At 66.0% G+C, this 20,196-nt stretch carries 22 protein-coding genes; 15 read left to right on the top strand and 7 right to left on the bottom strand.

Going from position 1 to position 20,196, the window contains the following annotated elements; translation table 11 throughout:
• The first annotated feature begins 6 nt into the window (after window positions 1-6).
• From BST42_RS25085 to BST42_RS25055, 7 genes are all read left to right on the top strand, one after another.
• On the top strand, window positions 7-288 hold the full coding sequence (locus tag BST42_RS25085) for a ferredoxin (RefSeq protein WP_435406066.1): 282 nt from the start codon (window positions 7-9) through the stop codon (window positions 286-288).
• Window positions 285-1,931 carry a thiolase C-terminal domain-containing protein gene (locus BST42_RS25080; protein ID WP_083122115.1) on the top strand — a complete coding sequence of 549 codons (1,647 nt, stop codon included), beginning with the start codon at window positions 285-287 and terminating at the stop codon, window positions 1,929-1,931. The genes BST42_RS25085 and BST42_RS25080 overlap by 4 nt, the downstream gene beginning before the upstream one ends.
• Window positions 1,928-2,797, top strand: coding sequence for an alpha/beta fold hydrolase (locus BST42_RS25075; protein ID WP_083122112.1), 870 nt, complete (start codon window positions 1,928-1,930; stop codon window positions 2,795-2,797). Before BST42_RS25080 ends, BST42_RS25075 begins: the two co-directional genes overlap by 4 nt.
• Window positions 2,797-3,615, top strand: a complete 819-nt coding sequence (locus BST42_RS25070; protein ID WP_083122111.1) for an NAD(P)-dependent oxidoreductase — start codon at window positions 2,797-2,799, stop codon at window positions 3,613-3,615. The genes BST42_RS25075 and BST42_RS25070 overlap by 1 nt, the downstream gene beginning before the upstream one ends.
• A complete protein-coding gene (locus tag BST42_RS25065) occupies window positions 3,612-4,427 on the top strand; it encodes an NAD(P)-dependent oxidoreductase (protein WP_083122109.1) in 816 nt (271 codons plus the stop codon). Before BST42_RS25070 ends, BST42_RS25065 begins: the two co-directional genes overlap by 4 nt.
• Window positions 4,428-4,524: 97 nt before the next feature.
• Window positions 4,525-5,727: a cytochrome P450 gene (locus BST42_RS25060; protein ID WP_083122105.1), complete on the top strand. Its 1,203-nt coding sequence runs from the start codon at window positions 4,525-4,527 to the stop codon at window positions 5,725-5,727.
• On the top strand, window positions 5,724-5,915 hold the full coding sequence (locus tag BST42_RS25055; protein ID WP_083122102.1) for a ferredoxin: 192 nt from the start codon (window positions 5,724-5,726) through the stop codon (window positions 5,913-5,915). The genes BST42_RS25060 and BST42_RS25055 overlap by 4 nt, the downstream gene beginning before the upstream one ends.
• Before the next feature lie 14 nt (window positions 5,916-5,929).
• Here BST42_RS25055 and BST42_RS25050 read toward each other — a convergent pair whose 3' ends face one another.
• The 7 genes from BST42_RS25050 to BST42_RS25020 all read right to left on the bottom strand — a co-directional run bounded on the left by BST42_RS25050 (window position 5,930) and on the right by BST42_RS25020 (window position 13,350).
• Window positions 5,930-6,436, bottom strand: coding sequence for a hypothetical protein (locus BST42_RS25050; RefSeq protein ID WP_083122099.1), 507 nt, complete (start codon window positions 6,434-6,436; stop codon window positions 5,930-5,932).
• Window positions 6,433-7,044 (bottom strand): TetR/AcrR family transcriptional regulator, encoded by a 612-nt coding sequence (locus tag BST42_RS25045; RefSeq protein WP_083122095.1) that lies wholly within the window; start codon window positions 7,042-7,044, stop codon window positions 6,433-6,435. Before BST42_RS25045 ends, BST42_RS25050 begins: the two co-directional genes overlap by 4 nt.
• A gap of 172 nt (window positions 7,045-7,216) precedes the next feature.
• A complete protein-coding gene (locus BST42_RS25040) occupies window positions 7,217-8,365 on the bottom strand; it encodes an acyl-CoA dehydrogenase family protein (RefSeq protein ID WP_083122092.1) in 1,149 nt (382 codons plus the stop codon).
• A gap of 8 nt (window positions 8,366-8,373) precedes the next feature.
• Window positions 8,374-9,519 carry a thiolase family protein gene (locus BST42_RS25035; RefSeq protein ID WP_083122172.1) on the bottom strand — a complete coding sequence of 382 codons (1,146 nt, stop codon included), beginning with the start codon at window positions 9,517-9,519 and terminating at the stop codon, window positions 8,374-8,376.
• A gap of 26 nt (window positions 9,520-9,545) precedes the next feature.
• A complete protein-coding gene (locus BST42_RS25030; RefSeq protein ID WP_083122088.1) occupies window positions 9,546-10,760 on the bottom strand; it encodes a CaiB/BaiF CoA transferase family protein in 1,215 nt (404 codons plus the stop codon).
• 22 nt (window positions 10,761-10,782) lie between these two features.
• Window positions 10,783-11,949 carry an acyl-CoA dehydrogenase family protein gene (locus tag BST42_RS25025; protein ID WP_083122086.1) on the bottom strand — a complete coding sequence of 389 codons (1,167 nt, stop codon included), beginning with the start codon at window positions 11,947-11,949 and terminating at the stop codon, window positions 10,783-10,785.
• Between the two features lie 105 nt (window positions 11,950-12,054).
• Complete coding sequence (locus BST42_RS25020) at window positions 12,055-13,350, bottom strand: amidohydrolase family protein (RefSeq protein WP_083122083.1); 1,296 nt, start codon at window positions 13,348-13,350, stop codon at window positions 12,055-12,057.
• Between the two features lie 237 nt (window positions 13,351-13,587).
• On the opposite strand from BST42_RS25020, the gene BST42_RS25015 reads away from it, so the two are divergent.
• The 8 genes from BST42_RS25015 to BST42_RS24980 all read left to right on the top strand — a co-directional run bounded on the left by BST42_RS25015 (window position 13,588) and on the right by BST42_RS24980 (window position 20,192).
• Complete coding sequence (locus BST42_RS25015; RefSeq protein WP_083122079.1) at window positions 13,588-14,118, top strand: carboxymuconolactone decarboxylase family protein; 531 nt, start codon at window positions 13,588-13,590, stop codon at window positions 14,116-14,118.
• A gap of 4 nt (window positions 14,119-14,122) precedes the next feature.
• Window positions 14,123-15,454 (top strand): aromatic ring-hydroxylating oxygenase subunit alpha, encoded by a 1,332-nt coding sequence (locus BST42_RS25010; RefSeq protein WP_083122075.1) that lies wholly within the window; start codon window positions 14,123-14,125, stop codon window positions 15,452-15,454.
• Window positions 15,447-15,776: a hypothetical protein gene (locus BST42_RS25005; protein ID WP_083122073.1), complete on the top strand. Its 330-nt coding sequence runs from the start codon at window positions 15,447-15,449 to the stop codon at window positions 15,774-15,776. Before BST42_RS25010 ends, BST42_RS25005 begins: the two co-directional genes overlap by 8 nt.
• Before the next feature lies 1 nt (window position 15,777).
• Window positions 15,778-17,037: a metal-dependent hydrolase family protein gene (locus BST42_RS25000; protein ID WP_083122071.1), complete on the top strand. Its 1,260-nt coding sequence runs from the start codon at window positions 15,778-15,780 to the stop codon at window positions 17,035-17,037.
• A complete protein-coding gene (locus BST42_RS24995; RefSeq protein WP_083122068.1) occupies window positions 17,018-17,452 on the top strand; it encodes a nuclear transport factor 2 family protein in 435 nt (144 codons plus the stop codon). Before BST42_RS25000 ends, BST42_RS24995 begins: the two co-directional genes overlap by 20 nt.
• A complete protein-coding gene (locus BST42_RS24990) occupies window positions 17,449-18,573 on the top strand; it encodes an acyl-CoA dehydrogenase family protein (protein WP_083122066.1) in 1,125 nt (374 codons plus the stop codon). The genes BST42_RS24995 and BST42_RS24990 overlap by 4 nt, the downstream gene beginning before the upstream one ends.
• The gene (locus BST42_RS24985; protein ID WP_083122064.1) at window positions 18,570-19,376 is read left to right on the top strand and encodes an acyl-CoA dehydrogenase family protein; all 807 of its coding nucleotides are present in this window, start codon (window positions 18,570-18,572) and stop codon (window positions 19,374-19,376) included. Before BST42_RS24990 ends, BST42_RS24985 begins: the two co-directional genes overlap by 4 nt.
• Window positions 19,377-19,535: 159 nt before the next feature.
• Entirely contained in the window at window positions 19,536-20,192 is a 657-nt protein-coding gene (locus BST42_RS24980) for a TetR/AcrR family transcriptional regulator (protein ID WP_083122062.1), read from the top strand.
• Window positions 20,193-20,196 lie beyond the last annotated feature (4 nt).

The following is a 20,196-nucleotide window of genomic DNA, read 5'->3' as shown; positions in this document are numbered from 1 at the left end:
GGTGAGATCCGAATTCGGTTGGACCGGACGCTCTGTGACGGCTTCGGCGCCTGCGCCAAGCACGCGCCCAGGCACTTTTCGCTCGACGACTGGGGCTATGCGTCGCTGGTCGGGGACGGCAGGGTGGCCGAGACCGATCGCGACGATGTCCTGCGAGCGCTGTTCGACTGCCCGGTGCACGCGATCATCGAGATCAGCGACGACGAGTTCGACGGCGGGACCAGGCCTGCGGGCACACCGGCCGACGAATCACCGGTCTTCGAGGCCCGCTGGGGCTACGCCCAGTGACCCGCGCCCCGCTGCCTCAGGTCACCGGCGAGAACGAGTTCTTCTGGACCGCGGGAGCCGACGGCACCCTGCGCATCCAGGAGTGCCAAGGGTGTTGCTCGCTGATCCATCCGCCGCAGCCCGTGTGCCGGTACTGCGGAAGCCACGACCTCAAAGCGCGGCCGGTCAGCGGCAAGGCGGTGCTGTCGGCGTTCACCGTCAACCAGCGGTTCAGCATCCCGGGTTTGCCCGCGCCCTACGTGGTGGCCCAGGTGGCGATTCAGGAGGATCCACGAGTCCGTTTGACCACCAACATCATCGACGTCGACCCCGCCGATCTCGAACTCGGCCAGCTCGTCGAAGTCGTGTTCGAGCAGAACGACGACGTGTATCTGCCGCTGTTCCGTCCGGTGACTCCGAAACAGATCGCCGAGCAGCCTGCCGACGAGATCGCGCCGCAGGACTTCGCCAAACATGTCCGGCCGCCGCTGACCAGCACCAAGTTCGAGGAGCGGTCGGCGATCACCGGGATCGGCGCATCACGGCTGGGGCGCCGCCTGATGGTGAACCCACTGTCGTTGACCGTCGAGGCCTGCGAAGCCGCGGTCGCCGATGCCGGCCTGACGTTCGCCGATATCGACGGGTTGTCCACCTACCCTGGCCTCGACATCGCCGGCATGGGCGAAGGTGGGGTGACCGCGTTGGAGAGCGCGCTGGGGCTGCGCCCGACGTGGATCAACGGTGGGATGGACACCTTCGGCCCTGGCGGCTCCATCATCGCGGCGATGATGGCCGTCGCCACCGGGATGGCCCGGCACGTGCTGTGCTTCCGGACGCTGTGGGAGTCGACCTTCCAGGAGCTGCTCAAGCAGGGCAAGATGGCGCCGCCCGGCGGGGCGCGCACCAGCAGCTGGCAGATGCCGTTCGGCGCGACGTCGGCCGCACATACGTTGGCGCTCAACGCCCAACGGCACTTCGCCCGGTACGGCACCACCCGCGAGACGCTGGGCTGGATCGCGATCAATCAGCGGACCAACGCCGCGCTGAATCCGACCGCCATCTACCGTGACCCGATGACGATGGAGGACTACCTGTCGGCGCGGCCGATCACCACGCCGTTCGGGCTCTACGACTGCGATGTGCCCTGTGACGGCGCGGTCGCCGTGATCGTCTCCGCCGTGGAGACCGCCCGCGACCTGCCCAAGCCGCCGGTGTTGTTCGAGGCGGTCGGCACCCAGATCGTCGAACGCACCGACTGGGATCAGACCACGCTGACCCACGAGCCGCAGGTGCTGGGCCAGTCGGCGCATCTGTGGACGCGAACCTCCCTGCGTCCCAGCGATGTCGACGTCGCCGAGCTGTATGACGGGTTCACCTTCAACTGTTTGTCGTGGCTCGAGGCGCTCGGCTTCTGCGGCATCGGCGAGGCGAAGGATTTTCTGGACGGCGGTGCCAACATCGCCCGCGACGGTGTGCTTCCGTTGAACACCCACGGCGGCCAGCTCTCCCACGGCCGAACCCACGGCATGGGCCTGATCCACGAGGCGGTCAGCCAGTTGCGCGGCGAGGCCGGCGATCGGCAGGTCGCAGGCGCCCGCGTCGCGGTGGCGAGCAGCGGCGGGCTGACACCGAGCGGCGTGCTGCTGATGCGAGTCGATTCATGACAGCACCCGTGCGCAGGGTGGTCCCCGTCGACGGGATCCCGATGTCGGGCTTGTTCGCCGAGGCGGCGGATCCGCAGGGAGTCGTCATCGCCCTGCACGGCGGGGCGTCCTCGGCGGCATACTTCGACTGCCCCAATCACCCCGAGCTGTCATTCTTACGGGCCGCGGCCGCAGCGGGTTTCAGCGCGGTGGCCCTCGACCGGCCGGGCTACGGGGCGTCGGCGCCCTACTCCGATTCGATGTGGGAACCCCAACGCCGCGTCGAGTTGGCCTATGGGGCCGCCGACGCCATGCTCGGTAAGCGAGAACGTGGCGCGGGCCTGTTCATCCTGGCGCATTCCAACGGCTGCGAACTCGCGTTGCGGATGGCCGTCGCCGAGCGCAGTCGCGACCTGCTGGGCGTCGAGCTGGCCGGCACCGGATTGCGCCAATATCCCGCTGCCAAAGCCATTCTCAAGCAGGCAACACCGACCCACCGACCCGCCGGCCTGCGGGAGCTGATCTGGGCGCCCGAAGAGCTCTACCCCGCCGACGTGATCAACGCCGTCGGCTCCGCCGGCGCGCCCCCGCAGGAGGCGGAGATCTCGACCCACTGGGCCGGCCGTGATTTCCCGGCGCTTGCCGGTCAAGTCGCCGCGCCGGTGCGCTTCACCGCCGCCGAGCACGAACGAGTGTGGGACTCGACGCCCGAAGCGCTGGCCGACATCGCGGCACTGTTCGGCTCGTCGGCGAGCGTGGAGATCCACCACCAGAACGGCGCAGGCCACAATCTGAGTCTGGGTGTTACTGCGGCGCAATATCATTCGAGTGTCTTGTCATTCTTCACACACTGCATCACCGCCGACATGGACAGAGAGGCCGGCTAATGCGCGTCGGATTCATCGGGCTGGGCAGCCAAGGCGCACCCATGGCACGCCGGATCGTCGAGGGCGGCTACCCGCTCACACTGTGGGCTCGGCGCGCCGCATCGGTGGAACCCTTCGCCGAGACCGCGGCCACGGTCGCGGCCTCACCGCAGGAGCTGGCCGCCAAAAGTGACCTGGTGTGCCTGTGTGTGGTCGGTGACGCCGACGTGCTCGAAGTGGCAACCGGTGACGGCGGCGTGCTGTCCGGACTGCAGCCCGGCGGCATCATCGCGGTGCATGCCACCGTTCATCCCGACACCTGCCGTCAGTTGGCCGAGCAGGCCGCAGCTCAGGGAGTCTCGGTCATCGATGCCCCGGTCAGCGGCGGTGGCCCGGCGGCCGAAGAAGGAAAGCTGCTCGTGATGGTCGGCGGTGAGGACGCCATCGTGGAGAAGGTCCGCCCGGTGTTCGCCACCTACGCCGACCCGATCGTGCACCTCGGGGACATCGGCTCCGGCCAGGTCACCAAGCTGCTGAACAACCTGTTGTTCACCGCGAACATCGCAACGGCCAAGACCGCACTGGATCTCGGTGCGGCACTGGGCATCACACCCGAGAGCTTGTCGGAGGTCATCACCCGGGGGTCGGCCAACAGCTTCGCACTGGGCAGCGTGGCCCGCTTCGGCGGCAGCCTGGACATCCTCAAGCAGGTCGCCGCGGGGCTGCTGCACAAGGATGTCAGCCTGATCGCGGGCATTGCCGACAAAGCGGGCGCCGTGCCTGGCGCGGTGCTGGACGCCGCCGATGCCGCACTGAGGTTGATGGACAATCCACGGTGAAGGTGGGCTTCATCGGTGCGGGCCGGATGGGCGCACCCATGGTGCGGCGGCTGGCCGACGCAGGCCACCACGTCACCGTGCTCGGCCGGACTCCCGAGAAGCGGTCCTCAGCAACGGAATTGGGCGCCATCGCAGTCGGCAGCGCCACCGACGTGGCCCGCGACGCTGACGCGGTGGTCCTCTGTGTCTTCACCGACGAGCAGGTGCGCCAGATCGTCCTTGCCGACGACCTGTTGGGTGCCATGCCCCCGGGCTCGGTGCTGATCCTGCACACGACGGGTAATCCGCGCACCGCCGAAGCGATCGCCGCGCGGGCCTGCGACGCCGGCATCGGCGTGCTCGACGCACCGGTGAGCGGCGGACCGCACGACATCGCCGCCGGCACGGTGACGGTGTTCGTCGGCGGCGACGACGAGGCGGTGCAGCGAGCCCGGCCGCTGCTGGCCAGCTATGCCGACCCGGTGCTGCACGTCGGACCGACGGGGTTCGGTCAGCGGGTCAAGTTGATCAACAACGCGCTGTTCGCCGCGCAGATCGGCATCGTGGCGGAGGCGGTCGGGCTTGCCGATCGCCTCGGTGTCGACGAAACCACTCTGCTTCGCGCGCTCCCCCACGGCAGCGGCACCAGCCGGGCTCTGGATTCGATCGCGCGTGTCGGCTCAGCGAGCGGATTCATCGCTGCCGTCGGCGAATTCATCGGCAAGGACGTCGCCGTCGTCCGCGCAACCGCCGCCGATCTGGGGACCGACCTCGGACTCCTGGGTGCGGCCGTCGACGCCGGCCTGCCCAGCGCGAAAGGTCAGGGGAATTAGCCATTTTCCGCTCTCCCGCCGACCCCACTGTTAGCGTTACACTCAACCAACCTTCCGTAACGCTTATAGCCCAGCTCTCGCCTCGGAGGAGAACGTAATGACTCAGGCTGAACTCGTCTTCGATCCGTTCTCGCAGGAGTACTTCAACAACCCGTTCGACATCTACGCGCGCATGCGAGCCGAGGCCCCGCTGTATTACGACGTAGGCGAGGACTTCTACGCCATCTCCCGGCACGAGGATGTCGCGGCGGCGCTGAAGGATCACGAGAGCTTCTCGTCGACCCGCGGCTGCGATCTGGCCATGGTGAAGGCGGACGAGCCGCCGCAGAAGTCGATCATCTTCATGGACCCGCCCGAGCACCGGCACATGCGCAGTCTGCTGAACAAGGCATTCACCCCCAGGGCGGTGCAGTCGCAGCGTGACGTGGTCATCGAATTGGTGGACAAGTATCTGGCCGCGGCCGACCCGGACAACTTCGATGTGGTCCAGGATTTCTCCGGGCCGTTCCCGGTGGAGGTCATCACCCGGATGGCCGGCGTGCCCGAGGAGTACCGGCAGCAGGTTCGGCACTGGATCGACACCAGCCTGTCCCGTGAACCGGGGCAGATCGGGACCAGTGAGGCCGGCATGCAGGCCAACATCGAGACCGCGATGTACTACTACGGCCTGGTGCAGGAACGGCGAGAGAACCCGCAGGACGACATGATCAGCCGCCTGATCGCCGCCGAGATCCCCGATGACGACGGCAACATGCGCAGGCTCGATGACATCGAAATCTGTGGGTTCGCAACACTTCTCGGCGGCGCGGGCGCCGAGACCGTGACCAAGCTGATGGGGACCGCCGCGGTGAACTTCGCCCGCTTCCCCGACCAGTGGCGCAAGTTGCTCGACGACCGGAACAAGATTCCCGCGGCCGTGGAGGAACTGCTGCGCTACGAGGGGCCCGTGCAGTACAACGTCCGGTACACCCTCAAGGACACCGAAGTGCCCAGCGGGAAGATCCCGGCAGGCAAGCCGGTATTCCTCCTGCTGGCATCGGCCAACCGGGACTCGCACGCGTTCACCGACGCCGACGCCTTCGACATCGACCGCGACCGCACCGAGGCGCAGAACCTCGGCCTGGGTTACGGCATCCACAGCTGTCTCGGCGCCGCGCTGGCGCGCATGGAAAGCGCACTCGCGCTGGAGAAGTTGCTCGACTTCATGCCCCGCTACGAAGTCCAGTGGGATGGGTTGCGCCGGGTTCAGATGCAGAACGTGGCGGGCTTCTCCCACGTACCGGTGAAGGTGCTGCGATGAAGATCGAAGTGGACTTCGGCCTGTGTGAGGCCAATGCGATCTGTATGGGCATCATCCCGGAGGTGTTCCAGGTCGACGACCAGGATTACCTGCACGTCCTGTCCGACGAGGTGACCCCGGAGAACGAGGCGCAGGTTCGCGACGCGGTGCGTCAGTGCCCCCGGCAGGCCATCTCCATCACGGAGTAGGTTTCCGTCCTGGGTCAGCCGGCCGGGACGAGGTCGGCGCCGATCGGCGGGCAGCTCATCGCGCCGCTTCGGAAGGTCTCGGTCGCCGCGACTGATACGTCGTCGACGTCGGCGGCCGCCAGTGCCTGTGCTTTGAACACCCGCGCCGCCGAGCTCAGGCGGTGCTCGACGGAGTCGATGTCCCGGTCGAGATCACTCGACTGCGCATCGCCCCACAACGCCACCTCGGTCATGCCGTAATCCAGTGCGCGCAGCACACCCTCGCGGACCCGAGCATCGGCATCGAGGAGATCGGCGGCCACCGCCAGCGCCTGCGGGTGCGGCTGATCGTCGCCGGCCGCAATCATCGATTCGAAGTCGGAGGTTTGGGCGCCCAGGATCGTCAGGGGGCGGGTGTCGCCCGGTTGCGCGAGCAGGACGTTGACATCCCAGCCCGCCATCACGCGGTCGAAGATCCAGCCACCGGCGTGCCGCACCGCCTCAGCGACGCTGGGGGCGACGATGTCGAGCCGGTATCTCATGATCCGGCGGGCGCCATCAGCTGGCTCGCCAGCGACCTGGAGTACTCCCGGAACACATCGATCAGCGGTATCGACGGGTCGAGTAGCCATGAGGTCTCCATTCCGTTCACAAATGCCAGGATTTCCACGGCCTTCCGAGCCGGGTTCACGTCTGATCGATATCGGCCCTCGGCCTGACCGCTGCGGATCCGGTCGGCGATGATCTCGACCGCCTGCCGGTAGCGATCCACCAGCCGATCGTGCAGCGGGGCGTCGGGGGCGATGTTCTCCACCATCAGCACCGCGAAGGTGCCGACGAGCTGGGGTGACCGGTCGAACCGGTCGGCGGCATTGGCGATGCCCTCGACCAGGTCGCCGGTCAGGTAGTCGGCATGCTCGCTGTCGTCGGCATCGCGCGCGTCGAGCACCGCGTGCAGCAGCTGCTCCTTGGACTCGAAGTGGTGCAGCAGCCCCGCGGCGGTGACACCGGCCTCCTTGGCGATCTGCGCGAGGGTGGTGTTGCGCCAGCCGTTGCGGGCCAGCAGCCGCTGCGCGACGTCGAGAATGCGCTGCTTGCGGTCCTCCCCTTTGGCGAGAAGGGTGGCGTACGGGCGAGTCGTCGTCGTCACCGCACTCCTTCCGCCAGACCAACCTAGTGAACACACAGTAGGTTGGTTTGGGCGAGTGTGACAAGGGTCTCAGCGGAAAATGTTTCGGGTAAGCGAACCGCTTGCCCCGACATCGACGTCAGGGTTGTGAATCGGGCCGAACAACAGCCATCAAGTCGATCTCGCCGAGCAGCTACAGCCCCAACGACTTGGCGATGATCACCTTCATCACCTCACTGGTCCCGGCGTAGATCCGGGCCACTCGCGCATCGGTGTAAAGCCGCGCGATCGGATACTCCATCATGTAGCCGTACCCGCCGAACAGCTGCAGGCAGCGGTCGATCACCCGCTGCTGCATCTCCGTGCAGAACAGCTTCACCCGGGCGGCATCGGCGCCACTGAGCTCGCCTTCGACGTGCAGGCTCACCGCCCGGTCGAGCATGGCCTGGGCCGCCTCCACCTCCGTCGAGCAGGCGGCCAGCTCGAACTTGGTGTTCTGAAACGACGCGACGGGGGTGCCGAAAGCCTTGCGGCTCTGCGTGTATTCGATCGCCGCCGCGATCGCCGAACGGGCTTGGGCGACCGAGCCCACCGCGACGGTGAGCCGTTCCTGCGCGAGGTTGTGCCCGAGGTAGCTGAAGGCCTGCCCCTCCTCCCCCAGCACGTTGGCCGCAGGGACCCGGACGTCGACGAACGACAACTCCGCGGTGTCCTGCACCTTGCAGCCCATCTTCTCCAGTTCGCGCCCGCGGGTGAATCCCGCCATCCCGTCCTCGACGACCAACAGCGTCAGCCCGGCGCGACGGTTGTCCGGGTCGGTGGAGGTGCGGGCCACCACGACCACCAGATCGGCTTGCATGCCGCCGGTGATGAAAGTCTTTGCGCCGTTGACGATGTAGTGGTCACCATCTCGCACCGCCGTCGTGCGCACCCCGGCCAGGTCCGACCCGGTGCCCGGCTCGGTCATCGCGACCGCGGTGAGCAGCGTCCCGGCCGCGAGCCCGGGAAACCAGCGGGCTCGCTGTTCATCGTTCGCGTAGTGCAGGAAATACGGCAGGATCACCTCGAGCTGGGTGCGGACCGTCGACAAGGTGACCAGTGCGCGGGCGGCTTCTTCCTGCAGGACAACGTTGTAGCGGTAGTCGTCCTGACCGCCGCCGCCGTACTCCTCGGGCAGCGTGACGCCCATGATCCCGGTCTCCCCGAGCTTCGCGAACGTCTCGCGTGGCATCCGGCCCGCCTTCTCCCACTGCGGATAGGCGGGCACCACCTCTTTCTCGATGAAGTCCCGAGCGAGCTCGCGAAACGCTTCGTGGTCGGCGGTGAACAGGTCGCGACGCATCAAGCCCCTCAGCCGATCAGCTCGACGACGGTCGCGTTGGCGGTGCCGCCGCCCTCACACATCGTCTGCAGTCCATAGCGAATTCCGTTGTCGCGCATGTGGTAGAGCATGCGCGTCATCAGCACCGCGCCAGAGCCGCCCAACGGGTGGCCCAGCGCGATCGCCCCACCGAGGGGGTTGAGCCGCTCGGCCTTGGCGCCGGTATCGGCCTGCCACGCCAGCGGCACCGGCGCGAATGCCTCGTTGACCTCAAACACCCCGATGTCGTCGATGCCCAGACCGGTTTTGCCCAGCACCTTCTCCGTCGCGGGAATCGGACCGGTCAGCATCATCACCGGGTTCGCGCCGGCAACTGCCCCCGCGACATACCGTGCCAGCGGCGTCCAGCCCTGTGCGGCAGCATATTCGGCGGTGGTGACCAGCAGCGCGGCCGCGCCGTCCGAGATCTGCGACGAGTTGCCTGCGTGGATGACGCCGTCTTCGGTGAACGCAGGCTTGAGCCCGGCCAGCTTCTCGACTGTGGTCCCGCGGCGGATGCCCTCGTCCGCGGTCACCACACCGGCGTCGGTGGCCACCGGGACGATCTGATCGTCGAACGCGCCGCGATCCTGTGCCGCAGCGGCCAGTTCGTGGCTGCGCGCCGAGAATTCGTCGAGGTCGGTACGGGACAGTCCCCACTTCTCGGCGATCATCTCCGCGGAAATGCCTTGGTTGAACGAGAAGTCGTCATAACGCTCGAGCACCTTGGGGCCATACGGCATGCCGGTGGCCCGGGCCGAGCCGAGCGGAACACGGCTCATCACTTCGACACCGCCGGCGACCACCACGTCCTGCTGGCCCGACATCACTGCCTGCGCAGCGAAATCCAGTGCCTGCTGGCTGGATCCGCAGGCGCGGTTGACCGTCGTGCCGGGAATGGATTCCGGCCAGCCGGCGGCCAGCACCGAGAACCGGCCAATATTGCTGGACTGGTCACCGACCTGGGACACGCAGCCCCACACCACGTCATCGACCGTCGCCGGGTCCAGGCCGGTGCGCTCGGCGAGCGCAGTCAGCACCAATCCCGACAGGTCGGCGGCGTGCATACCGGACAGCCCGCCGTTTCGCTTACCGACCGGGGTGCGGACCGCCTCGACGATCACCGTTTCCCGCATGGCTTCTCCTTGGTTCTGACGATTGTTCATGCGACGGCACCCTGCCCACGCAGTCTGCCGATGTCGTTGTCCGACAGGCCCAATTCGGCCAGCAATGCATCAGTGTGCTCGCCGAGACCGGGTACCGGGCCCATCGGCTGTTCGTAGTCCTCGATGATCGGCGGCGGCAGGATGGCCTGGATCGGACCGGCGGTGGTCTCTACTGTCCGCCAGCGGTCGCGTTCGGACAATTGCGGGTGCGCGAGCACCTCGCTGGGCAGATTGTAGCGGGCGTTGCCGATGCCCGCCGCGTCGGCCGTCTTCTGGATGTGCGCGAGATCGTGCTGCGCACACCAGGTTTGGATCGCCGCGTTGAGCTCGTCGCGGTGGGCACAACGATCGGAATTGCTGGCGTAGCGCGGGTCGTCGGCCAGGCCGGGCCGGTCGATGATCTCGCGTGCCAACCGTTGCCATTCCTTGTCGTTGGTGGTGCCCAGCACCACCGTCTGATCGTCGGCGGTATCGAAGGAGCCGTACGGCGCGACCGCCGGGGAATTCATCCCCAGCGGCTCCTGGTCGATGCCGGAGTGCTGGGCATAGGTCAGCGGATACCCCATCAGATCCATCATCGTGTCGAACAGGCTCACGGTGACGGCTGAGCCCCGGCGCTCCCGGCTGTTTCGCGAGATCAGCAGAGCCATGATCGACAACGCCGAGTACAGCCCGGTGGAGATGTCGGCGATCGGCGGTCCGGGCTTGGCCGGCATACCCGGATAGCCGGTGACCGCGCACGATCCGGACTCCGACTGTGCAAGCAGGTCATAGGCCCGCTTGTTCGACAGCGGCCCGCCGGCCCCGTAGCCGTCGATCTCGACGGCGATCACATCGGGGTGGCGATCACGCAGCTGGTCGGGTGAGATGCCGAGCCGGGCGGTGGATCCCGGTGCGAGATTGGACACCAACGCGTCGGCGCGGTCGAGCAACCGGTGCAGGATCTCCAGGCCCTCGGCCGTTTTCAGGTCGAGCGCAATCGATTCCTTGTTGCGGTTGGCCCAGACGAAGTGAGCCGCAAGCCCCCCGGGGCCGTTGACGACATCGTCGTAGTGCCTGGCGAAATCCCCGCCGGCCGGGTTCTCCACCTTGATCACCCGGGCACCGAAGTCGGCGAGGACGCGGGTACACATCGGTGCCGCCACCGCCTGCTCCAACGCCACGACAGTGACACCGGCCAGCGGGGCTGCCGGTTCTTGCGCAGAAGTCATCAGATCACCATACGGTCGGCCACTAGTAGCTCTTGGGCAGCCCGAGCACGTTGGCGCCGAGGAAGTTCAGGATCATCTCCTGACTGACGGGCGCGATCTTCATCAAGCGCGACTCCCGGAAGAAGCGGGAGATGTGGTATTCCTCCGAATAGCCCATGCCGCCGTGGGTCTGCAGCGCACGGTCGGCCGCCGCGAACCCGGCGTCCGCGCACAGGTACTTGGCCATGTTGGCTTCCCGGCCGCACGACTTCCCGTTGTCGTACAGCCAGGTGGCCTTGCGCAGGATCAGCTCGGCGGCGTCAAGGCGGGCCAGCGAATCCGCCAACGGGAACTGAATGCCCTGGTTCATCCCGATCGGGCGATCGAACACCACTCGCTCGTTGGCGTACTTCACCGCCCGGTCCAGGGCCACCCGGCCGATGCCCAGCGCCTCGGCGGCGATCAGCATCCGCTCCGGGTTCAGCCCGTGCAGGATGTAGGAGAACCCCTTGCCCTCCTCGCCGATGCGGTCGGAGACCGGAACCCGCAGATCGTCGATGAACACCTCGTTCGAGCTGACGGCGTTGCGCCCCATTTTTCTGATGGGCCGGATGTCGACATGATCGCGATCGATATCGGTGAGGAACAGCGACAGCCCGTCGGTCGGCTTCGCCGCCTGGTCACGCGGGGTGGTCCGGGTCAGCAGCAGGATCTTCTCCGACTCCAGCGCCTTGGAAATCCACACCTTGCGGCCGTTGACCAGGTAGTGGTCACCGTCGCGCTTGGCGAACGTCGTGATACGCGAAGTATCCAGTCCCGCACCGGGTTCGGTGACACCGAAGCATACATGCAGGTCGCCGTTCACGATTCGCGGCAAGGTCGCCGCCTTCATCTCGTCAGAGCCGAAGACCACCACCGGCTGCATCCCGAAGATCGACATGTGGATGGAGCTCGCGGCGTTCATGCCACCGCCGGCGCGGGCGACCTCCTCGGCCAGGATGGTCGCCTCGGTGATGCCGAGCCCGTGACCGCCGTATTCCTCAGGAATCGTCATTCCAAGCCAGCCGCCACCAGCGATCGCGTCGTAGAATTCCTGGGGGAATTCGTGCGCCTGATCCTTCTCCATCCAGTAGTCGTCGTCGAAGCGTGAAGCCAACTCACGCACCGACTTCCGGATCAGTTCCTGATCTTCGGTCAGCTCGAAGTTCATCCCTGATGACACGCGCACTCCTCTACTCAAATATCGGCGCGCAGGCGAACGCGCCGGTGTGACTTTCCGCTCTGCACACCGGCGCCCTATCGCCCGCGGACCGTGTCAGTCCGTATTACCGGACAGTTCTTTGGCATTCGCCGCGAAGTCGGCGAAGTTGGCGCCGGTTTTCTCCTTCTTCGACAGCGCCTGGATGGAGACGTCGTGACCTTCGGCGGCCTTGCGCAGGGCGCCGATGGTGGCCTGCTCCTTGGAGATATGCGTGAACGGATCCCAGTGGTACCAGCGCATGGCGTTCTGGTAGGTCATCTTGTTGATCTCGTCGTCGGGCACGTCGTATTCGCGCAGGACGTCGTCGAGTTGTTCAGGCGCGCCGGGCCACATCGAGTCAGAGTGCGGGTAGTCGGCTTCCCAGCAGATGTTGTCGATGCCGACATCGTTGCGCAGTTGCACTCCGACGTGGTCGGAGATGAAGCAGGTCAGGAAGTGATCGCGGAACACCTCCGAGGGCTTCTTGCCCTTGAAGTCCTGTCCGGTCCAGGTCGAGTGCATCTCGTAGGTGCGGTCGGCGCGTTCGAGGAAGTAGGGGATCCAGCCGGTGCCGCCCTCGCTCAGGGCGATCTTGAGGTCGGGGTACTCCTTGACCGGCCGTGACCACAACAGGTCCGCGGCGGCCTGCACGATGTTCATCGGCTGCAGGGTGATCATCACGTCCATCGGTGCGTCGGGGGCGGTGATTGCGAGCCGTCCCGAGGAGCCGATGTGCACGTTGAGCACGGTGTCGGTGTCGACCAGGGCGTCCCACATCGGCTTCCAGTGGTCGAAGTCGTGGAAACTGGGATAGCCCATCGCCGCGGGGTTTTCGGTGAACGTCAACGAGTGCACACCGCGCGCGGCGTTACGGCGGATCTCGGCCGCACAGGCAACCGGGTCCCAGATGACCGGCAACGTCATCGGGATGAACCGCGCCGGATACGCCCCGCACCATTCCTCGACATGCCAGTCGTTGTAGGCCTGCACCAACGCCAGCGAGAATTCGGCATCCTCGGTGGCGAACAGTCGGCCGGCGAACCCCGGGAACGACGGGAAACACATCGAGCCCAGGATGCCGCCGGCGTTCATGTCCTTGACCCGCTCGTCGACGTTGTAGCAGCCAGGCCGGATCTCATCGAGACCCTGCGGCTCCAGGCCGTACTCCTCTTTGGGCCGCCCCGCCACCGCATTGAGCGCGACGTTGGGGATCGTGATGTCGCGGAACCGCCACATGTCGGAGCCGTCGGGGTTGTGCACCAACCGGGGAGCGTCGTCGGCATATTTCTTCGGCAGATGGTTGGCGAACATGTCGGGTGGTTCCACGATGTGGTCGTCGACGCTGATCAGGATCATGTCCTCTTTGCGCATACCGGCTCCTTCCGTCGCTGACCTCTCCAATGAAAACTAGCTTCTCATTCCGCGAGAATCAACATCCGGTAATCGGCTTACCGGTGCATGCGACCCGTAGGCTGACCTTCCGACGCGCCTGGTCGACGTCGGTTTTTCCGCCCTGCTCAGGCGCGGGGATTGACCTTCCGACAAGTTCATGGAAACCTGTTATTCGGATATGAGAATGCGATTCTCCAACGCGAGAGGGGGTTACCGATGCGGCTGACACCGCTACCTGCGGAGCAGTGGGACGACGAGGTCCAGCGCGCGCTCAAGGGCATGCTGCCGCGCGACCGGCAGAACCCCGAGGGCGCCGGAACCGCGCTGTCGACGCTCGTTCGCCACCCCGACCTGACCAAGGCGTACCTCGGCTTCAACGTCTATCTGCTGTTCCGCTCTACGCTGCCGGCGCGGCTGCGTGAGGTCGCGGTGCTGCGGGTGGCGCATCGCCGGGACTGCACCTACGAATGGGAGCATCACGTCGCGATGGCCAAGGCGGAAGGGCTGACCGACGACGACGTCGAGGCGATCCGCAACGCGCGCGCCGATGACGAGCTCGACCGGCTGGTCGTGGCGGCCACCGACGAGCTCGAGGAGAAATCCAATCTCACCGACGAAACCTGGGCCGCCCTCGGCGAGCATCTCACCGAGCGTCAGCGCATGGACTTCGTCTTCACCGTCGGCGCCTACGGCATGTTGGCCATGGCGTTCAACACTTTCGGCGTACAGCTCGAGAACGAAAGGTAAGTACGTGGCATTTTTCAAGAAGCCGGACGTCGGCAGTTGGACCGAGAACTGGCCAGAACTCGGCACGGGTCCGGTCAACTACGAGGACTCGATCGATCCCGAGCACTGGAAGTTGGAGCAGCAGGCCATCTTCCGCAAGACCTGGCTGCAGATGGGCCGCGTGGAGCTGGTGCCCAAGAAGGGCAACTACATCACCCGCGAGCTGCCGTCGGTCGGCCCGGGTACGTCGATCATCATCGTCAACGACGGCGACGAGGTCCGTGCCTTCTACAACCTGTGCCGCCATCGCGGCAACAAGCTGGTGTGGAATGACTATCCCGGCGAAGAGGTTTCGGGCAGCTGCCGGCAATTCGTCTGCAAGTACCACGCTTGGCGGTACTCGTTGAAAGGCGACCTCACCTTCATCCAGCAAGAGCAGGAGTTCTTCGACGTCGACAAGGCCGACTACCCGCTCAAGCCGGTGCGCTGTGAAGTGTGGGAAGGCTTCATCTTCGTCAACTTCGACGACGACGCGATCTCGCTCGAGGAATACCTTGGCGAATTCGGCCAGGGCCTGAAGGGCTATCCCTTCCACGAGATGACCGAGCACTACAGCTATCGCGCGACGGTCGGCTCGAACTGGAAGCTGTTCATCGACGCCTTCGTCGAGTTCTACCACGCGCCGATCCTGCACATGAAGCAGGCGGAGAAGGAAGAAGCCGAGAAGCTCGCCAAGTTCGGATTCGAGGCGCTGCACTACGACATCAAGGGCGATCACTCGATGATCTCGTCCTGGGGTGGCATGAGTCCGCCGAAGGATCTGAAGATGGTCAAGCCCATCGAGCGGATTTTGCACAGCGGTCTGTTCGGCCCGTGGGACCGCCCCGACATCAAGGGCATCCTGCCCGACGAGCTGCCACCCGCGATCAATCCTGGCCGGCACGCGACGTGGGGCCAGGACTCGTTCGAGTTCTTCCCGAACTTCACGTTGCTGTTCTGGGCGCCGGGCTGGTACCTGACCTACAACTACTGGCCGACGGGTGTGGACTCCCATATCTTCGAGGCCGATCTGTACTTCGTGCCGCCGAAGAACCTGCGCGAGCGACTCTCCCAGGAACTGGCCGCGGTGACGTTCAAGGAATACGCGTTCCAGGACGCCAACACCCTCGAAGCCACCCAGACCCAGATCGGCACCCGCGCCGTACTGGATTTCCCGCTCTGCGACCAGGAAATTCTGTTGCGCCACCTGCACCACACCGCGCACAAGTACGTGGACCGCTACAAAGAATCACTGGCCGCAGGCAACGGGAACGGGGCAGCCGCAGCTTCTCGGACGAAGGAGAACGCAAATGTCTAAGTTGCCAGCGGAATTCGCCGACCTGGAGCGCTTCAGCGACTGGTGCCTGCCCACCGAGGAGGAGCGCTACCAGAAGCGGCTGAACTCGACGATGGCCGAGATGCAGGAGCTCTACGACGCCGGCATGGCGCGGCTTGAGGACATCATGGTCTATGTCGACGCGCGCTTTCCGCTCAAAGGCATGCCGGAGGACGCCAAGGCTCTGGTACATCTAGGACAGTCGATCGTGCAGGTGAGTTTTCCGATCGAGGTGTGGAAGCAGCCCCGCGTGCTCGACAGTGGGGCCGCGTATATCGAACTGATCAAGGAGCCGGTGGTCTAGGTTGTCCGCTCTTCGCGCAAGCGGCTCATCGCCGCGCGCAACGACCCTGAAGGCAGCCGGGTACGTCGACGTCGACGCGGGCGAGATCGTGCGTCCCGCCATCGTGAAGGTCGACGGCGACCGGATCGTCTCGGTGGGAGGCGAAGTCGACGAGAGCTCCGATGTCATCGACTTGGGCGACGCCATCCTCCTTCCGGGCTTGATGGACATGGAGGTCAACCTCCTGATGGGCGGCCGGGGCGAGAACCCGGGCCTCTCGCAGGTCCAGGATGATCCGCCGACCCGGGTGCTGCGCGCGGTCGGCAATGCCCGCCGCACGCTGCGCGCGGGTTTCACCACGGTGCGCAACCTCGGGCTGTTCGTGAAGACCGGCGGCTATCTGTTGGACGTCGCATTGGGCAAGGCGATCGACGCGGGCTGGATCGAGGGCCCTCGGATCGTGCCTGCCGGGCACGCCATCACTCCGACCGGTGGGCATTTGGACCCGACTATGTTCGCCGCCTTCATGCCGGGCGCCCTCGAACTGACCGTCGAGGAGGGCATCGCCAACGGTGTGGACGAGATCCGCAAGGCGGTGCGCTATCAGATCAAGCACGGCGCGCAGCTGATCAAGGTGTGCGTGTCCGGCGGCGTGATGTCGCTGACCGGTGAGGCCGGCGCACAACACTATTCGGACGAGGAGCTCCGGGCGATCGTCGACGAGGCACACCGGCGCGGGCTGCGGGTGGCCGCGCACACGCACGGCGCCGAGGCCGTCAAGCATGCGGTGGCGTGCGGCATCGACTGCATCGAGCACGGTTTCCTGATGGACGACGAGGCCATCCAGATGCTGGTCGACAATGACCGCTTCCTGGTGACCACCCGCAGGCTCGCCCAGGCGATGGACGTCTCACATGCACCGAAGGCGCTGCAGGACAAGGCTGCCGAGATGTTCCCGAAGGCGGAGACGTCGATCAAGGCCGCCTACGAGGCCGGTGTGAAGATCGCCGTCGGCACCGACGCGCCGGCGATCCCGCACGGCAAGAACGCCGATGAGCTCGTCACCCTGGTGGAGTGGGGTATGCCGCCGGCCGCCGTGCTGCGGGCGGCCACCGTCGTCGGTGCCGATCTGATCAACGTCACCGACCGCGGCCGGATCGCCGAAGGACTGCTCGCCGACATCATCGCCGTACCGGGTGATCCGTTGTCCGACATCACGGTCACCCAGAACGTCACCTTCGTCATGAAAGGCGGGAAAGTCTATGTCAACACCGCGGACTGACGACATTGTCGAGATCCAGCAGCTGCTCGCCCGCTACGCGGTGACCATCACCCAGCTGGACGTCGAGAATCTGGTCAAGGTCTTCACCCAAGACGGCACCTACAGCGCCTTCGGCGAAACCTATTCGCTCAGCCGGTTTCCCGAGCTCGTCGATGCCGCACCAAAGGGCCTGTTCATGACCGGCGAGTCACTGATCGAATTCGACGAGAACGACCGGGACAAGGCCACCGGCACCCAACCGCTGTGCTTCATCGAGCATTCGGCGCACGACATGCGCATCGGCTACTACCGCGACACCTACCTGCGGACCGAGCAGGGCTGGCGGCTCAACACCCGCGCGATGACGTTCATCCGGCGCACCGGTGTGCACGATTCGGGCCGTCCACACGCGATCGGCAGGCCGGCCGGCGGATGACCACGGTGGCCGAATCGGGCACGACCGCCGACGAATTCCGCAACGACCTGCGGGCCTGGCTCGACGAGAACGACCTGAGCCCGGGCCCGGACCATTCGCTGCCTGCCCACATCGACCAGATGAGCCGGGTGCGTCGGGCCCTCTATGACGCCGGGTGGATGCGCTACGGCTGGCCCGAAGACGTGGGCGGCCTCGGCGGATCGGTGATCATGCGGATGATCGTCGCCGAGGAGGTGCTCGGTCGCAACATCGCCGAGCCGGGTCCGTACTCGATGATGGAAGTCCTTGTGCCGACCATGATCTCGTACGCGCGACCGGAGCTGGCCGCCGAGATGGTGCCGCGCTACCTGCGCGGCGATGAGCACTGGTGTCAGGGTTTCTCCGAGCCCGGCTCGGGCAGTGACCTGGCGTCGCTGAGCACCAAGGCCACCCGGCGCGGCGACGAGTGGGTGATCAACGGCCAGAAGGTGTGGACCAGCTTCGCGCAGTTCTCCAAGCGCTGCATCCTGCTGACCCGCACCGGCTCGCCCGAGACGCCCAAACACGAGGGCATCACCGCGTTCTTCGTCGATATGGACTCCCCCGGAGTGACGGTGCGTCCGCTGCACACCATGCACGGCGTCGACGAATTCTGTGAGGTGTACTTCGACGACGTGGTGGTGCCGGCCGGTCGCATGCTCGGTAATCCCGGCGACGGGTGGCGGCTGGCCAACGACCTGTTGCCGTTCGAGCGGTCCACCTGTTTCTGGCAGCGAATCTCCTACCTGTTCACCAGGTTGGACCGCCTGATCGCGGACGAGACCGAGGCCGGTGACGCCGAGCTCGGCGCGGCCTACCTCGCACTGCACACCGTGCGCTGTAGGTCGGCCGCGACCCAGCATCGCTTCGCCGACGGGGCAAAGCTGGGGCCGGAGACCTCGGTCGACAAGGTGTTGCTTGCCGGTGCCGAACAGCGTCTCTACGACACCGCACGGGATGTCTTGCCAGGGGTACTCGAACTCGACGAGACGCCCTGGCGTTCGGAGTTCCTCTACTCGCGCTCGGCCACCATCTACGGCGGCACCGCGGAGATCCAGCGCAACATCATCGCCCGCCGGCTTCTCGATCTCGGGAAGGAATGAGAGTGGACGACGGCGAACTGGGAATGCTGGCCGACACGCTCGAGAAGTCGATGAGCGCCGCGGCCGCGGACGGATCCCCCAATGTCGAAGGCGTTCTGCGTGACCTCGGCTGGCTGGAGATGCTCGCCGAGATCCCCTCTGAGGCAACGGCGTTGGTGTTCCGATTGCTGGGCGAGACCGGTACGCATGCCGGTGTGATCAACGACGTGGTGCTCGCATCCGCGGGGCGCGAGCCGGGCGGCACGATCGCCCTGCCGTACGTCGGCGGCCGCTGGGTGATCTGGGAGCGCACCGACGGTGCGCGTTCGGCGATGGATCCCGAACTGCCGATCAGCACCGCAGACACCGGCTCGGAGGTGCCGGCGGCCAAGGGCCGCCTCGCGCTGGGTTGGTGGCTGACCGGTTCGGCCCGGGCGATGCTGCGGCTGGCGCGCCAGCATGCCGTGGATCGGGTCCAGTTCGGCCGCCCGATCGGGTCGTTCCAGGCGGTTCGGCACCGGCTTGCCGAGACGCTGGTTGCCGTCGAGGGCGCCGAAGCGACCCTGCGGGTGGCCCAGAGCGACGGCACGGATCTGGCCTGCCTGTTGGGCAAAGCCGCTGCGGGTCAGGCCGCATTGACCGCGGCCAAGCACTGTCAGCAGGTGCTCGGCGGTATCGGGTTCACCGACGAGCACGAGCTGCACCGGCACGTGAAGCGCACACTCATGCTCGACGGGCTGCTCGGCTCGGCACGCGATCTGACCAGGGAAGCCGGGTCGGTGATCAGGTCACGAGGCCACGCTCCGCGGCTCGGAAATCTGTGACGTACGCCATGGCGGAGAATGCGCTGGTCACCCGTTAGACTGGCCGGAACAAAAATTTTGGTCGGTATTGAATTGAGAACATAATTCTCGTCGCTGAGAGTAGTACTCTCTTACCGTGAGCAACATCGGAAACCGCATCCGCTCGTCTCGAGCCCGGCAGTGAACAGCCCGAGCGAAGAGCCCGCCTGGAAGCAGCGCGCCGTTGAGCGGTCTATCCGGACCGCCAAGGTGCGCGCCGGGCAGCGCGTGCAGCGATTCCTCGATGCCGCGCAGGCCATCATCACCGAAAAGGGCAGCACCGACTTCACCGTGCAGGAAGTCGTCGACCGGTCCCGGCAGTCGCTACGGAGCTTCTACCTGCAGTTCGACGGTAAGCACGAGTTGCTGCTCGCCCTGTTCGAGGATGCACTGAGCCGGGCCGCCGATCAGATCCGGGCCGCGACGTCAGCACAGACCGATCCGCTGGACCGGCTCAAGGTGGCCGTCACTCTGCTGTTCGAACTGTCCCGGCCGGATCCGACCGCGCGCCGGCCATTGTTCACCGACTTCGCCCCCCAGCTGCTGATCTCACATCCCAATGAGGTCAAGGTCGCTCACGCACCGCTGGTGGCATTGTTCGCCGAGTTGATGGACGAGGCGTCGGCCGCCGGTGAGCTGAGGGAAGACGCCAACCCTCGCCGGTTGGCCGCGATGACGATGCAGACCATCATGTTCATCGCTCAGTCCAGCGGGGTCGAGGACGAACAGAACATCCACACGCCGATCAGCGGTGACGAAGTGTGGACCTTCTGCTCGCAGGGATTCGCCCGCAAGTAAGCCG

This window comes from Mycolicibacterium rhodesiae (assembly GCF_002086695.1).
Classification (GTDB): domain Bacteria; phylum Actinomycetota; class Actinomycetes; order Mycobacteriales; family Mycobacteriaceae; genus Mycobacterium; species Mycobacterium rhodesiae.
This window is presented reverse-complemented; position numbering and strand designations above follow the sequence as displayed.